The 13863-nt window shown below is 34.2% G+C and carries 13 protein-coding genes and 1 tRNA gene; 6 read left to right on the top strand and 8 right to left on the bottom strand.

Annotated elements, in window-relative coordinates; translation table 11 throughout:
• The first annotated feature begins 9 nt into the window (after positions 1 to 9).
• Entirely contained in the window at positions 10 to 1230 is a 1221-nt protein-coding gene (gene odhB / locus BC748_RS09850) for a 2-oxoglutarate dehydrogenase complex dihydrolipoyllysine-residue succinyltransferase (protein ID WP_133533320.1), read from the top strand.
• Positions 1231 to 1323: 93 nt separating this feature from the next.
• On the top strand, positions 1324 to 2535 hold the full coding sequence (locus tag BC748_RS09855; protein WP_133533321.1) for a TCR/Tet family MFS transporter: 1212 nt from the start codon (positions 1324 to 1326) through the stop codon (positions 2533 to 2535).
• Positions 2536 to 2651: 116 nt separating this feature from the next.
• Here BC748_RS09855 and BC748_RS09860 read toward each other — a convergent pair whose 3' ends face one another.
• On the bottom strand, positions 2652 to 3089 hold the full coding sequence (locus BC748_RS09860) for a retropepsin-like aspartic protease (RefSeq protein ID WP_133533322.1): 438 nt from the start codon (positions 3087 to 3089) through the stop codon (positions 2652 to 2654).
• A gap of 110 nt (positions 3090 to 3199) precedes the next feature.
• Here BC748_RS09860 and BC748_RS09865 point away from each other — a divergent pair, with 110 nt between their 5' ends.
• The 4 genes from BC748_RS09865 (at position 3200) to BC748_RS09880 (ending at position 6349) form a co-directional block, all read left to right on the top strand.
• Positions 3200 to 3982 (top strand): TatD family hydrolase, encoded by a 783-nt coding sequence (locus BC748_RS09865; protein WP_133533323.1) that lies wholly within the window; start codon positions 3200 to 3202, stop codon positions 3980 to 3982.
• Positions 3983 to 4046: 64 nt separating this feature from the next.
• Positions 4047 to 5183 carry a 1-acyl-sn-glycerol-3-phosphate acyltransferase gene (locus BC748_RS09870; RefSeq protein ID WP_133533324.1) on the top strand — a complete coding sequence of 379 codons (1137 nt, stop codon included), beginning with the start codon at positions 4047 to 4049 and terminating at the stop codon, positions 5181 to 5183.
• Positions 5173 to 6201, top strand: a complete 1029-nt coding sequence (locus BC748_RS09875; RefSeq protein WP_133533402.1) for an asparaginase — start codon at positions 5173 to 5175, stop codon at positions 6199 to 6201. The genes BC748_RS09870 and BC748_RS09875 overlap by 11 nt, the downstream gene beginning before the upstream one ends.
• 61 nt (positions 6202 to 6262) lie before the next feature.
• Positions 6263 to 6349 (top strand) — tRNA-Ser (locus tag BC748_RS09880).
• 13 nt (positions 6350 to 6362) lie between these two features.
• On the opposite strand, the gene bioA is transcribed toward BC748_RS09880, so the two are convergent.
• The 7 genes from bioA to BC748_RS09915 all read right to left on the bottom strand — a co-directional run bounded on the left by bioA (position 6363) and on the right by BC748_RS09915 (position 13852).
• Positions 6363 to 7637, bottom strand: a complete 1275-nt coding sequence (gene bioA, locus BC748_RS09885) for an adenosylmethionine--8-amino-7-oxononanoate transaminase (RefSeq protein WP_133533325.1) — start codon at positions 7635 to 7637, stop codon at positions 6363 to 6365.
• Positions 7638 to 7738: 101 nt separating this feature from the next.
• A complete protein-coding gene (bioD, locus tag BC748_RS09890) occupies positions 7739 to 8356 on the bottom strand; it encodes a dethiobiotin synthase (protein WP_133533326.1) in 618 nt (205 codons plus the stop codon).
• Between the two features lie 4 nt (positions 8357 to 8360).
• Complete coding sequence (locus tag BC748_RS09895; protein ID WP_133533327.1) at positions 8361 to 8768, bottom strand: putative signal transducing protein; 408 nt, start codon at positions 8766 to 8768, stop codon at positions 8361 to 8363.
• Positions 8769 to 8772: 4 nt separating this feature from the next.
• Complete coding sequence (locus BC748_RS09900; protein ID WP_133533328.1) at positions 8773 to 9945, bottom strand: aminotransferase class I/II-fold pyridoxal phosphate-dependent enzyme; 1173 nt, start codon at positions 9943 to 9945, stop codon at positions 8773 to 8775.
• Between the two features lie 290 nt (positions 9946 to 10235).
• Positions 10236 to 10517: a F0F1 ATP synthase subunit delta/epsilon gene (locus BC748_RS09905; protein ID WP_133533329.1), complete on the bottom strand. Its 282-nt coding sequence runs from the start codon at positions 10515 to 10517 to the stop codon at positions 10236 to 10238.
• A 74-nt stretch (positions 10518 to 10591) separates the two neighbouring features.
• Positions 10592 to 12103: a F0F1 ATP synthase subunit beta gene (gene atpD, locus BC748_RS09910; protein ID WP_133533330.1), complete on the bottom strand. Its 1512-nt coding sequence runs from the start codon at positions 12101 to 12103 to the stop codon at positions 10592 to 10594.
• Positions 12104 to 12289: 186 nt separating this feature from the next.
• Complete coding sequence (locus tag BC748_RS09915) at positions 12290 to 13852, bottom strand: SGNH/GDSL hydrolase family protein (RefSeq protein WP_133533331.1); 1563 nt, start codon at positions 13850 to 13852, stop codon at positions 12290 to 12292.
• Positions 13853 to 13863: the final 11 nt, after the last annotated feature.

The raw sequence follows: 13863 nt of genomic DNA on the forward strand, positions 1-13863 counted from the left end.
TATAAAAGGATGATTTTAGAAATGAAAGTGCCTTCACCAGGCGAATCAATAAAAGAAGTAGAAATCGCAACATGGTTAGTAAAAGATGGCGATTATGTAGAAAAAGATCAAGCCATTGCCGAAGTTGATTCTGACAAAGCTACACTTGAATTACCAGCCGAAGCAAGCGGAATTATTACGCTAAAAGCAGAAGAAGGTGATGCAGTTGCTGTTGGCGCAGTGGTTTGTCTAATCGACACATCGGCAGCAAAACCAAGCGGTGATGCACCAGAAGCAGCACCTGTTGCAGAAGCAAAAGTAGAAGAGAAAAAGGTTGAAGCACCAAAAGCTGCTCCAGTTGCAGAAAAAACATATGCTACTCAAGCACCATCTCCAGCTGCAAGAAAAATATTAGACGAAAAAAACATCCAACCAACCGATATCGTTGGAACTGGAAAAGGTGGAAGAATAACTAAAGATGATGCCGTAAACGCTGTTCCATCAATGGGAACGCCAACTGGCGGAAATCGTGGTTCTGAAAGAACAAAATTATCAATGTTGCGTCGTAAAGTTGCCGAAAGATTGGTTTCTGCAAAAAATGAAACCGCTATGTTAACTACTTTTAATGAAGTTGACATGACAGCAATTTATGCTTTACGCGAACAATATAAAGAAGAATTTAAAGCCAAACATGGTTTAGGTTTGGGTTTTATGTCGTTCTTTACTAAAGCAGTCACAAGAGCATTACAATTGTATCCAGATGTAAACTCAATGATTGATGGTCAAGAAAAAATATCTTATAATTTCTGTGATATTTCTGTAGCAGTTTCTGGACCAAAAGGTTTGATGGTTCCAGTGATGCGAAGTGCAGAAACCCTATCCTTCCGTGGTGTTGAAGCTGAAATCAAGCGTTTGGCTTTGCGTGCTCGCGATGGACAAATTACAGTTGATGAAATGACTGGCGGAACATTTACCATTTCAAATGGTGGTGTTTTTGGTAGTATGTTGTCAACACCAATTATCAATCCACCACAATCTGGAATTTTAGGAATGCACAATGTTGTAGAAAGAGCTATCGTAAAAAATGGACAAATCGTTATTGCTCCAGTGATGTATGTTGCTTTATCTTATGACCACAGAATTATTGACGGACGTGAGTCGGTTGGTTTCTTAGTTGCTGTGAAAGAAGCATTGGAAAAACCAGAAGAATTATTAATGGATAACAATGTAAAAAAAGCATTGGAGTTATAATACCAACTTTGTCATTCTGACGAAGGAAGAATCTAATCCCAAATTCCAAAAGAGTTTGGGATTTTTCTTTTCTTTGTGTTTGATTTTTAATGTATGAAGCAAAACAAAAAACAAGCCGCAATAGGATTTATTTTTATTACGATGCTAATCGATATTACGGGTTGGGGAATTATTATTCCAGTAATTCCAAAATTGATTTCAGAGTTAATTAATGGTGATGTTAGTGAAGCAGCAAAATATGGTGGTTGGCTAACGTTTGCTTATGCATTTACCCAATTTATTTTTGCTCCATTAATTGGAAATCTAAGCGACAAATACGGCAGACGACCAATTATCTTAATTTCGTTGTTTGCATTTGCTTTGGATTATATTTTACTAGCATTTGCACCAACTATATTGTGGTTGTTTGTAGGTAGAATTATTGCAGGATTAACTGGTGCAAGCATTACAACGGCTTCGGCTTATATTGCAGATGTTAGCACACCAGAAAATAGAGCCAAAAACTTCGGGATGATTGGTGCTGCTTTTGGATTAGGATTTATCATTGGACCTGTTATTGGTGGTTTGTTAGGTCAATTTGGTTCACGAGTTCCTTTTTATGCCGCAGCAGTTTTATGTTTTTTAAACTTCTTATATGGTTATTTTATACTTCCTGAATCGTTATCTAAAAAAAATCGAAGAGCTTTTGAGTGGAAACGAGCTAATCCGATTGGTGCTTTTTTAAATTTAAAAAAACATCCTGAACTTTTGGGATTAATGCTTGCCATATTCTTGCTTTATGTTGGTTCTCATGCTGTTCATAGCAATTGGAGTTTCTTTACTATTTATAAATTCAATTGGGATGAAAAAATGGTTGGGATTTCGCTTGGTGCAATTGGACTTTTAGTTGGATTGGTTCAAGGTGGATTAATTCGGTGGACAAGCCCGAAATTAGGCAATCGAAAAAGTATTTATTTTGGTTTGATACTTTATACTCTAGGCATGTTTTTATTTGCAATTGCATCCGAAAGCTGGATGATGTTTGCTTTTTTAATTCCTTATTGTCTTGGTGGAATTTCTGGACCTGCACTACAAAGTGTGATTTCTGAAAAAGTTCCTGCGAATGAACAAGGTGAAATTCAAGGAACAATGGCTAGCTTAATGAGTGCTTCAGCCATTGTTGGTCCGCCAATGATGACTAATACTTTTTACTTTTTTACACACAAAGAAGCGCCTTTTCAATTTGCTGGTTCGCCTTTTGTTTTGGGAGGATTTTTAATGTTGTTGAGTACTATTATTGCCTATTATTCGTTAAGGAAACGATAACTTGACAAAAGACATTAATTCTTCAGCCCCGATTGTAACGGAAATCCTCGAAGAGATTGTAGTGGAAAGCGGGAATAAGGTTGACATAAATTCCTCCTGATTCGCTCCAAATTTTTTTATTTCAAATACAAACAATGATTGTAATAATCGATAATTGCTTTGCCTTCGAGTAGCACATCGGCGCCAATAATTCCATCTACTGGCTTGGCTTTATATTGTTGCAAGGCTTGATTAACGTGTGTCATGTCAAAAACGACTAAGTGAAAATCTTCTGTTTGCCAACGTCCGATTTTTAAAGAATTATTTTTAGCAATTTTAGTCAGCATTCCTGTTGCTCCAGCGCCAGAAGCTTTGGTTTTGGACTTTCCTGCTTTCAAATTGAAAAGCTCAATACTTTCAAAACCAACGCAGCTATTGGAAGCGCCAGTATCTAGAATAAAATTTCCGAGAACGCCGTTTATCCTTGCTTTTATTAGTAAATGCTGGGTTTTTGAAACCTTAAAATTAATTTTTTTGTACTTTTCTTTCTTTAGAACTTCGTGAAGGTTTTTCATGTTTTTTACCGCAAAGGTGCAAAGTTTGTCGCAAAGTACGCAAAGTTTTTAAATTCTACATAATCATTTAATAATCGTAAATTTGCTATGTTTAATTTGAAATCTGAAACTTGAAACCAACATTAGTTTTAACCGATACGCACACGCATCTTTACTCCGAAGAATTTGAAAATGATAGAACTGAAATGATTAAGAGAGCTATTGAAACTGGTGTTTCTCGCTTTTTTGTTCCGTCGATCGATTCTACTTACACTCAAAAAATGTATGATTTGGAAACTGAATTTCCTTCGAATATTTTTTTGATGATGGGTTTGCATCCGTGCTATGTGAAGCCCGAAAGTTATCAGTTGGAATTGGCTCATGTGGAAAAATCATTGGCGGAAAAAAAATTCTATGCTGTTGGCGAAATTGGGATTGATTTATTTTGGGATAAAACCACTTTGAAAATTCAGCAAGAAGCTTTTAAATTTCAAATTCAATTGGCAAAAAAACACAAATTGGCGATAAATATTCATTGTCGTGATGCATTTGACGAAGTTTTTGAAGTTTTAGAAAGCGAAAAATCAACTGATTTATTTGGGATATTTCATTGTTTTACAGGCGATTTTCAGCAAGCACAACACGCTATAGATTTAGGAATGAAACTTGGAATTGGCGGAGTTGCCACGTTTAAAAATGGAAAGATTGACCAGTTTTTAAACGAAATTGATTTAAAGCATATTGTTCTCGAAACGGATTCGCCCTATTTGGCTCCAGTTCCTTTTCGTGGCAAACGAAACGAAAGCAGTTACACCAAACTAGTTGCCGAAAAATTAGCCCAAATTTACAACCTTTCAATTGATGAAATTGCACAAATAACTACCGAAAATTCTAGACAAGTTTTTGGGATTTAATGGATTTATAACCTCTAATTGCGTTTTTTTTTGTTCATTTGTTTTTTGAAAATCTAACCCAATAATGTCAAAATTCGATTCTATTCGTCCGTTTTATGATGCTGAAGTAAACGAAGCCATTTGTAATTCAGTAAATCATCCTATGATGAAATCAATTATGGATTTTACTTTTCCAGATGTTGATGATGAAATATGGAAAAACCAACTAAGAAGAACTCATTCTATCAGAGATTTTCAGTGTAATTTCATCTATCAATCAGTTCAAAAAGTGTTGCAAAAATCATCTGAAGGTTTAACCACTTCAGGATTTGAAAAGTTACAAAAAAACACGTCGTATCTTTTTATTTCAAATCATAGAGACATCATTTTAGATACCTCTTTGTTAAACGTTTGTCTTTTTGACCACGGATTAGTGATGACTGCTTCCGCAATTGGAGACAATTTAGTTAAGAAAGATTTTTTAAAAACATTATCACGATTAAACAGAAACTTTTTAGTACAACGAGGTTTATCTCCAAGAGAATTACTAGAAAGTTCTAAATTAATGTCGGAATATATTGGACAGCTATTGCTTCGCGAAAATCGTTCGGTTTGGATTGCACAACGAGAAGGAAGAACGAAAGACGGAAACGATGCAACACACTCAGGCGTTTTAAAAATGCTTGGAATGGGTTCTGACGAAAAAAATCTAATTGATTATTTCAAAAAAATAAAAATTGTTCCCGTTTCTATTTCTTACGAATATGATCCGACAGATGCTTTGAAAATGCCTCAATTAATGGCTGAAGCCAATGCTGAGAAATATATCAAAGAAAAAAATGAGGATTTTATCACTTTAATCAGCGGGATTATTGGGCAAAAAAAACGTATTCATATTCACGTTGGTGATGTTTTAAATTCCGAATTGGACAATATTGCTACAGAATTTGACAACAATAACAAACAAATTCAAGCTTTGGCACAAGTAATTGACGATTCCATTTTGCAGAGTTATAAACTTTGGCCAACCAATTATATTGCTTACGATTTACTTCATAAAACAGATAAATTCAAAAATTTATATACTGAAAACGAAAAATCTCTTTTCGAAAGACGTTTAGAAATGCGAATTGACGAAAGTAATTCGCAAATCGTTGAAAGCTTTTTGGCGATGTATGCCAATCCTGTGGTTAACAAATTGAAATATGAAAATGCCATCTAAACCTAACATTCTTTTACTTTATACTGGAGGAACAATCGGTATGATGAAAGATTTTGAAACTGGTGCTTTAAAAGCATTTGATTTTAAAAAATTGTTAGAAAAAATTCCCGAATTACAACAATTAGATTGCCATATTGAAACCATTTCATTCGAAAAACCTATTGATTCATCCAACATAAATCTGGAACATTGGATTTCTATTGCTAGCATCATTGAGGAAAATTATTCCACTTTTGATGGATTTGTTGTTCTTCATGGTTCGGATACCATGTCGTATTCTGCATCAGCATTGAGTTTTATGCTAGAAAACCTCAACAAACCTGTGGTTTTTACTGGTTCACAATTACCGATAGGCGATTTGAGAACGGATGCAAAAGAAAACTTAATTACGGCAATTCAAATCGCTTCACTGCAACAAAAAGGAAAACCCGTAATTCAAGAAGTTGGTCTTTATTTTGAATACAAATTGTATAGAGGCAACCGAACAACCAAAATTAACGCCGAACATTTTAATGCTTTTTCCTCTCCTAATTTTTCTCCTTTGGCAGAATCTGGAGTACATTTAAACGTAAATTCGAATGTAATTTTAAAACAACAAACGAATAAAAAATTAATTGTTCACAAAGATTTAGACAACAATGTTGTTATACTGAAGATGTTTCCTGGTATTAACGAAACGATTTTATCAGCCGTTTTTTCAATTCCAAACTTAAAAGGAATTGTTTTAGAAACCTATGGTTCAGGAAATGCGCCAACAGAAGAATGGTTTGTTTCAATTTTGAAAAAAGGAATTAAAAAAGGATTGCATATCATCAATGTAACCCAATGCTCCGGTGGAAGTGTCAATATGGGACAATATGAAACAAGCACACAATTGAAAAAAATAGGTTTAATTTCTGGAAAAGACATCACAACTGAAGCTGCCATCACCAAATTAATGTATTTACTTGGTCAAAATGTTGCGCCTACAGTTTTCAAAACTATTTTTGAAACTTCACTTCGTGGAGAAATGGCTTAATAAATTGACAAACTAACTTTTTTTACTGAAAAAATTTGTTGTTCTTTGCATCCACAAAAAAAGAGAGGTGTCCGAGTGGTTGAAGGAGCAAGCCTGGAAAGTTTGTATATGGGTAACTGTATCGTGGGTTCGAATCCCATCCTCTCTGCAATTTTTTTAAATTAAAAAATTTCTTCTAAAGCTTTTTCTATAGTTGAATACACTTTTTCTAGCTGTTGATTTTCAATAATATAAGGTGGTAAAATATAAACGATATTACCAACTGGTCTCAATATCACTCCATTTTCAATAAAAAAATGATAGAGCTTATTTCTAAAATTTCCATAATAACTTTCTTGACTTTCTCTTTTAATTTCCAAAGCAAAAATTACTCCTAAAACTCTTGTTGTTTGTACTCTTGGATGTAATTTTATTTTTTCTTGAAAACTTAAATGACTTTGATTAACACGAAGAATATTAGCTTCAATTTCATCTGTTTGTAATAAAGAAATACTTGCTAAAGCTGCGGCACAACCTGTTGGATTTGCTGTAAAAGTATGTCCATGAAAAAGTGCTTTGTTAGTGTCATCATCATAAAATCCATCAAATATTTCTTGACTGAAAGTCGTAATCGCCATCGGGATTGTTCCTCCAGTTAAAGCTTTTGACAGACACATCATATCAGGTTTTTGTTCTAAATAATCACAGGCAAATGTTTTTCCAGTTTTTCCAAAACCGGTCATAACCTCATCGGCAATAGTGAAAACATTATTTTGTTTGCAAATAGTAATTAATTTATCCAAAACTTCAGGTTGATACATCACCATTCCTGCCGCACCAAGAACTAAAGGTTCAAAAACAAAAGCAGCAAATTCGTTAGTTTCAACTAATTTTTTTAGTGCTTTGATTGACTTATCTTCGTTACCATTAGTTGGAACCGGAATTCGAACCACTTCCAGCAACGAACCTTTAAAAGCTTCTGTAAAAAATGTAATTCCGCTAGCGGCCATTGCACCAAAAGTATCACCATGAAAAGCATCTTCAAAAGCAATGATTTTTAACTTTTTAATTCCTTTATTATAATTGTATTGTAAAGCCGATTTTATAGCAATTTCTACAGCTGTTGAGCCATTATCAGAATAGAAGATTTTCTTTTGATTTGAAGGTAAAATTTCCATCAATTTTTCAGACAACTCAACTGCTTTGTTATGCGTAAATCCACCAAAAAGAACATGTTCTAAAGTGGTTAACTGCTTGTAAATAGCATCAGCAATTACTTGATTGGAATGTCCAAACGGATTTACCCACCAAGAAGCAATAGCATCGATGTATTCATTGCCATTTTCATCCCAAAGCAATGCGTCTTTTCCTTTAACAATTGCCGGAAAATCGGCTGCTGTTTTATGTTGTGTATAGGGATGCCAATTGTGTTTTTGATCGCGTTTTGAAAAATTCATTTTACTAGAATATAGAAAATAGAGAATAGAATACAGACTATTCGCTAAATGTTTTTGCAAAGATAGGTAAGTCTGTTTTCTTTATTCTATTTTCTATTATCTTATAATGATAAAAGTGAATCACGAAATTGATCAGCATAATATTGAATTACATTTTGGTCAAAATAAGGTTCGTTGTCAATTCTTCCAATGAATTTTGCTTTGGTTTTAGACAATATTATTTCCTCTGTAGCTTGATTTTCATCACCTGAAAAAATAATTCCTGCTAGTTTTAGATTCCGACTTTTTAATGCTTCAAATGTCAATAAGGTATGATTAATGCTTCCAAGATAATGACGAGAAACTAGAATTATTTTGTAATCGGGTTGAATTAAATCAATAATGCAATCGTTATCATTTAAAGGAACAAGAATTCCACCTGCGCCTTCAATCACGAGATGATTGGTTGTTTTTGGTTCTATTATTTTTTTTATATCGATGGTGATTCCATCAATTTTTGCAGCTAAATGTGGACTTGCTGGAGTTTTCAGTTCATAAGCGTTTGGATGAACTACTGACTTTTGACTTTTGACTTTTGATTTTACTTTATGACTATCGGAATTGTCTAAATCTCCTGCTTGGATTGGTTTCCAATAATCGGCTTCGAGTGCTTGGGTTACAATGGCTGATGTGATGGTTTTGCCTACATCTGTTCCAATTCCTGTGATGAATAGTTTCATAGTATTAACTAAATTCAAATTTACATGATTGACATTTATACTTATATCTAGAATAAAAAGGAATTAAAACTATCAATATTGAAAACAGTAAGGTAAGTAATGATTTGAAATCATTAATTGAAGTTACCATTTCTATCTGTTCTTCATTGCATTTAGGACACTTCATTAATTTATTATTTTCATCTAAAGAAAAATCACTTATTTGAGAAAGAATAAATTTTGCTTTTTCTTCATTCTCAAAATTTACGAAAAGTTTAACTCCGCCAACAGCATTACTGTATAGAGGATTTGAGTCTACAGTGTTATTATCCATAATAAATACCTCAATTTCTTCTGACTCTAATTTACTTTTATAAATCAAAGCCTCAGAAGTATATTGGTAACGTCCAATTAATTTAAAAGTTTCTTCCATATCTCTAAAACACAAAACTACTCAATAACTTCAATACTCCAGAAATTTCTTTTTCAGAATTATAGGAATGCAGACAAAAACGCAATCGTTCTTGACCTTCTGGAACGGTTGGTGAAAGAATTGGTTTTACATCAAAACCTTTTTCTTGTAATTGATTTGCGATTGCTTTTACCTTCTCATTTCCTGGAATTATGGCGCATTGAATGGATGATTTGCTATAAACAAATAAAGGTTTTAAACCCAATTGCATTTTCTCTTGATTAAAGAAATGGATGTTATTTCTAAGATTTTGAATGGCTTCTTTTTCGTCTTCTAAATGTTGGTAAGCTATTAAAATGGTTGCAACAGAATGAGGAGAAAGTCCTGTGGTATAAATAAAACTTCGGGCAAAATTGACTAAAAAGTTTTTCAATTCCTGACTTCCTAAAATGGCTGCGCCGTGACAACCTAATCCTTTTCCGAAGGTCATAATTCGAGCAAAAACTTTGTCTTGTAATCCTTGATACTGAACTAAACCTTGTCCTCCAGAAATTTCGGAATTACCAAAAACACCTATTGCATGTGCTTCATCAATCACTAAATGGCAATTGAACTTTTCGGAAAGATGTACTAATTCTTCAAGATTGGGTGAGTCGCCATCCATGGAGAAAACGGATTCGGTGACAATAAATATTTCAAAAAAAACACCTCGACTGCGCTCGGTGTGACAACCATTTAATCTTTTTTCTAACTCTTCAAAATTGTTGTGCTGAAATTTATATGATTTGGCATTACTCATTTGAATTCCGTCGCGGATTGAGGCGTGACATAGTTCATCGTATAGAATAACATCATTTCGTTGCGGAACGGAACTGAAGAAACCGACATTGGCATCGTAACCGGAATTAAAAATCAACGCTGTTTCCGATTGATGAAAACGAGCTATAACTTCTTCTGTGATTTGATATAGATTGTGATTTCCTGAAATTAATCGAGAACCTGTTGCGCCATTTATTTTTATATTATTTTCTAAAAGGTATTCGTGTGTTTGGTTGAAGATTGTTTCGGACTTTGCAAAACCGAGATAATCGTTGGATGAAAAATCAACTAAATCTTTGTAAACAGGCAGTTTTCGAAATGCATTATTTTGCTCTCGTTGTTGGAGTTTTTGGCTTAATGCTTTTGGGAAGTTTTTCATAGATTACAAATGTAGAGAAAGTTGATGAAAAATTTTAGCAGGATAAATTTCAAATGTAGCAGATTTTAGCCCAGATAGAAGTGGAAAGCATTTTGGCCTTAAAACTTATTTTTCTTGGTTTAAAAAAGCGACTAACAGAAGCTCTTTTTTAACCGTAGAAAAATTGTTTTTAGGGTAAAATCTTGGAACGAATAGCTGGATTAGCTTCAAATGAAAAAGCCAAACATTACTGCTTGGCTTTCTTACTTTATTTTTACTTCGTACAGTTCGCTACGCTCGGGTGAATTGTCTTAGTCGGCTAAAACAATTACTTTATTGTCTTTCATTTCAATAGTTCCTGAGTTGATTTGCAACGTGTAGTTTTGATCGTTCACTTTGGTGAATTTTTCAACTACGTCTTTTTCAAATTTAAAACTAGTGGCGGCAATTTGTACTGTTCCTTGTTTTAAGATAGAAACTATTGGTGCGTGGTTGTTCAATATTTGGAATGAACCATCAACACCTGGCAAGGAAACCGAAGTAACTTCGCCTTTGAATAATGTAGCTTCTGGTGATACTATTTCTAAAATCATAATTAATTTAATTACGAATTTGAAATTACGAATTACGAAAATTTATAATTCGTAATTTGTAATTCATAATTCTATTAAGCTTCTGCTAACATTTTTTGTCCTGCTTCGATAGCGTCTTCGATTGTTCCTTTTAGGTTGAAAGCTGCTTCTGGCAAGTGGTCTAATTCACCATCGATAATCATGTTGAATCCTTTGATAGTATCTTTAATATCAACTAAAACTCCTGGAATACCTGTAAATTGTTCAGCAACGTGGAATGGTTGAGATAAGAATCTTTGAACTCTACGAGCACGAGATACAGAAAGTTTATCTTCTTCAGACAATTCTTCCATACCAAGGATAGCGATAATATCTTGAAGTTGTTTGTATTTTTGAAGAATTTCTTTTACTCTTTGTGCACAATTGTAGTGTTCGTCACCTAAAATTTGAGCTGTAAGAATTCTTGAAGTTGAATCTAGTGGATCAACCGCAGGATAAATACCTAACTCAGCAATTTTACGAGACAATACAGTTGTAGCATCAAGGTGAGCAAATGTTGTTGCTGGTGCTGGATCGGTTAAGTCATCCGCAGGAACGTAAACCGCTTGTACAGATGTAATCGAACCTTTATTAGTAGAAGTAATTCTTTCTTGCATTGCACCCATTTCTGTTGCTAATGTTGGTTGATAACCTACCGCAGATGGCATACGTCCTAAAAGAGCTGATACCTCAGAACCTGCTTGTGTAAAACGGAAGATATTATCAACAAAGAAAAGTACGTCTTTACCTTGATCAGAACCTGCACCATCACGGAAATATTCAGCGATAGAAAGTCCAGATAACGCAACACGTGCTCTTGCTCCTGGTGGTTCGTTCATTTGTCCGAAAACGAAAGTAGCTTTCGAATCTCTCATTCCTAATTTATCTACTTTAGACAAATCCCATCCACCGTTTTCCATAGAATGCATGAAATCTTCACCGTATTTAATGATACCTGATTCTAACATCTCACGCAATAAGTCATTTCCTTCACGTGTTCTTTCACCTACTCCTGCGAATACTGAAAGTCCACCGTGACCTTTTGCAATATTATTAATCAACTCTTGAATCAATACTGTTTTACCAACTCCAGCACCACCGAATAATCCGATTTTTCCACCTTTTGCATAAGGCTCAATCAAATCGATTACTTTGATACCAGTAAATAAAACTTCTGTAGAAGTTGATAAATCTTCAAATTTTGGAGCTGGTCTGTGGATTGAAATTCCGTCATTACCTGCTTTAGGCAAATCTCCTAATCCATCAATTGCATCACCAATAACGTTGAATAAACGTCCGTAAACGTCTGCTCCTATTGGCATTTGAATTGGTGCGCCAGTTGCATTTACAGCTGTTCCTCTACTCAAACCATCGGTTGAGTCCATAGAGATTGTACGAACTGTATTTTCTCCAATGTGAGATTGAACTTCAAGAACTAATTTAGTTCCGTTTGCATTATTGATTTCTAATGAATCATAAATTTTTGGTAACTCAACATCTTTAGTATCAAATACTACGTCAACTACTGGACCGATGATCTGCGAAACTTTTCCTATTGCTTTTGACATTATTTATGTATTTATTATATAGCTATTTAGGTTTGAAAAAAACACCTCTTTTTTCAGAGTGCAAAGGTAAATTTTCTATTTTAAAAATCAATATTTATTTTAATAAAAAAGAGTATTTTTTTAATAAGCATAAAAAAAACCATCTCTTGTTAACTAAGAGATGGTTTTTTTTGATTTTTAGAGTATCTATTGTAAAACTGGTGGAAACATAATTCTGTAATCAGAAAACTTTACCCCTTTGAGGTTGGAGCCATATTTTGAATTAATAGATTTTATAAATTCATTGGCAATTAATGCATATCCTCTAGGCGATGGATGAATTCCATCCAAAGAGAAAGCGCCACCTGAAACATAAGTTGAATTCAAAGTATAACCGCTATCAGAAATACCTGTCGTACTTAATCTTGCCATAATATCTTTAGCATTAACAAAAGCTAAATCGTTTGCAGTAGCTGCAGCTTCAATTGTTGCGTTATAACCATTAGTTGCAGCTTCTATTTCTGTAACTTCTGAAGGTATTAAAACATATCTATCAGGAAGTGGGAAAGTAACGCCTAACTGTCCTAATAATGAAGGAGCTGGAGATGCTATTCCGTCTTGAGCAACTGAAGGAAGACGTCCAATTCTTGTAGAAGCACTTAAACAAATTAAGTCTGTTGGACGTGTTTGTCTTGCTCGACCAAATACTTGACCTAATAATGTTCCTTGTGCAGTTGCTTGTGGTACTGGAACTCCTTGTAATATTAAACCTTGAGTTATAACCTGAGTTAAAGGTATAGTTAAATCAGCTAAAGTTTCATCAACCATTAGCATAGGATTATTTCCAGTTGAAGATAAAAGATTTATTCTATTTCCTTGACCTAAAAAAGTAAGTGCATTAAGAAGTGGTCCATATAACTGAGTATTTAAGGCATTAACTTGATTAACATTATTTACTGTTAAATTACTTTGAGTTAATTGGTCATATTTTATAACATAGAAGTAAGGTAATGTTGTAACGTATGGTAAATTAGCGATAACTCCTTTGCGGCCGCCTGCAGTCATTTGAGAGATTAAAGTATTATATGCGCTGTCAAAAGTGGTTTGTGGTGTTAATGGATTAACCGTTTCGTCTCCACCAGCAGTAGCATATCCCAATTCATCATTTCCACCAATCCATAGCGAAAAGAAAGTTGGCGATTGACTTAATGCATCAGCTAAAACTGTGGTTCCTGCATTTGATGCAAAACGAGCAAAATATGGATTACCAGCAGCACTTCCATAACCTGGAGTAACTAAATGAAAACTTTTTGCCCCTGGAATACCCATGTTATTAAAAGTACTTCCTAGAGAATTAAAAGTTGTAGAAGAAACTTGACTGTATGGTGGTAAAGCGACTGATGAAGGCGAAGGACTTTGTCCTGGACCAGCTGGTGGAGCCAAATAAAGTCTTGGTGTGTAAATGGAACTACCTAAAAATCCACCAACGTTATCTGCCATAAAAGGAGTCGTGAAATCACCACCTCCAACAAGAGAAAATTGTTGCGCTAGAATATTTGGATAAGCACCTTTTTGTGCCTCTATAAATAAAGCACCATCACTAAATCCTGCTGCAAATGAGTCACCAAGTGCGACATATTTAGAAAAATCAGCAGAACCCGCAGTTAATGGCAAACCGTCAGCGGTATCATTAACAACGACCTTTTCATCATCACTACAAGCTATTAAGGTCACTGATGCCAGAAATAGCCATTTAATATTTTTTATCATGATATTTTAAA

The sequence above is a fragment of the Flavobacterium dankookense genome (genome assembly GCF_004362665.1).
Taxonomy (GTDB): Bacteria; Bacteroidota; Bacteroidia; order Flavobacteriales; family Flavobacteriaceae; genus Flavobacterium; species Flavobacterium dankookense.

Coding starts and splice junctions, on each gene's coding strand:
- BC748_RS09855 (WP_133533321.1), top strand. CDS start 1,324: ATGAAGCAAAACAAAAAACAAGCCGCAATAGGATTTATTTTTATTACG.
- BC748_RS09875 (WP_133533402.1), top strand. CDS start 5,173: ATGCCATCTAAACCTAACATTCTTTTACTTTATACTGGAGGAACAATC.
- odhB (WP_133533320.1), top strand. CDS start 10: ATGATTTTAGAAATGAAAGTGCCTTCACCAGGCGAATCAATAAAAGAA.
- BC748_RS09900 (WP_133533328.1), bottom strand. CDS start 9,945: ATGAAAAACTTCCCAAAAGCATTAAGCCAAAAACTCCAACAACGAGAG.
- BC748_RS09895 (WP_133533327.1), bottom strand. CDS start 8,768: ATGGAAGAAACTTTTAAATTAATTGGACGTTACCAATATACTTCTGAG.
- BC748_RS09905 (WP_133533329.1), bottom strand. CDS start 10,517: ATGATTTTAGAAATAGTATCACCAGAAGCTACATTATTCAAAGGCGAA.
- atpD (WP_133533330.1), bottom strand. CDS start 12,103: ATGTCAAAAGCAATAGGAAAAGTTTCGCAGATCATCGGTCCAGTAGTT.
- BC748_RS09870 (WP_133533324.1), top strand. CDS start 4,047: ATGTCAAAATTCGATTCTATTCGTCCGTTTTATGATGCTGAAGTAAAC.
- BC748_RS09915 (WP_133533331.1), bottom strand. CDS start 13,852: ATGATAAAAAATATTAAATGGCTATTTCTGGCATCAGTGACCTTAATA.
- bioA (WP_133533325.1), bottom strand. CDS start 7,637: ATGAATTTTTCAAAACGCGATCAAAAACACAATTGGCATCCCTATACA.
- BC748_RS09860 (WP_133533322.1), bottom strand. CDS start 3,089: ATGAAAAACCTTCACGAAGTTCTAAAGAAAGAAAAGTACAAAAAAATT.
- bioD (WP_133533326.1), bottom strand. CDS start 8,356: ATGAAACTATTCATCACAGGAATTGGAACAGATGTAGGCAAAACCATC.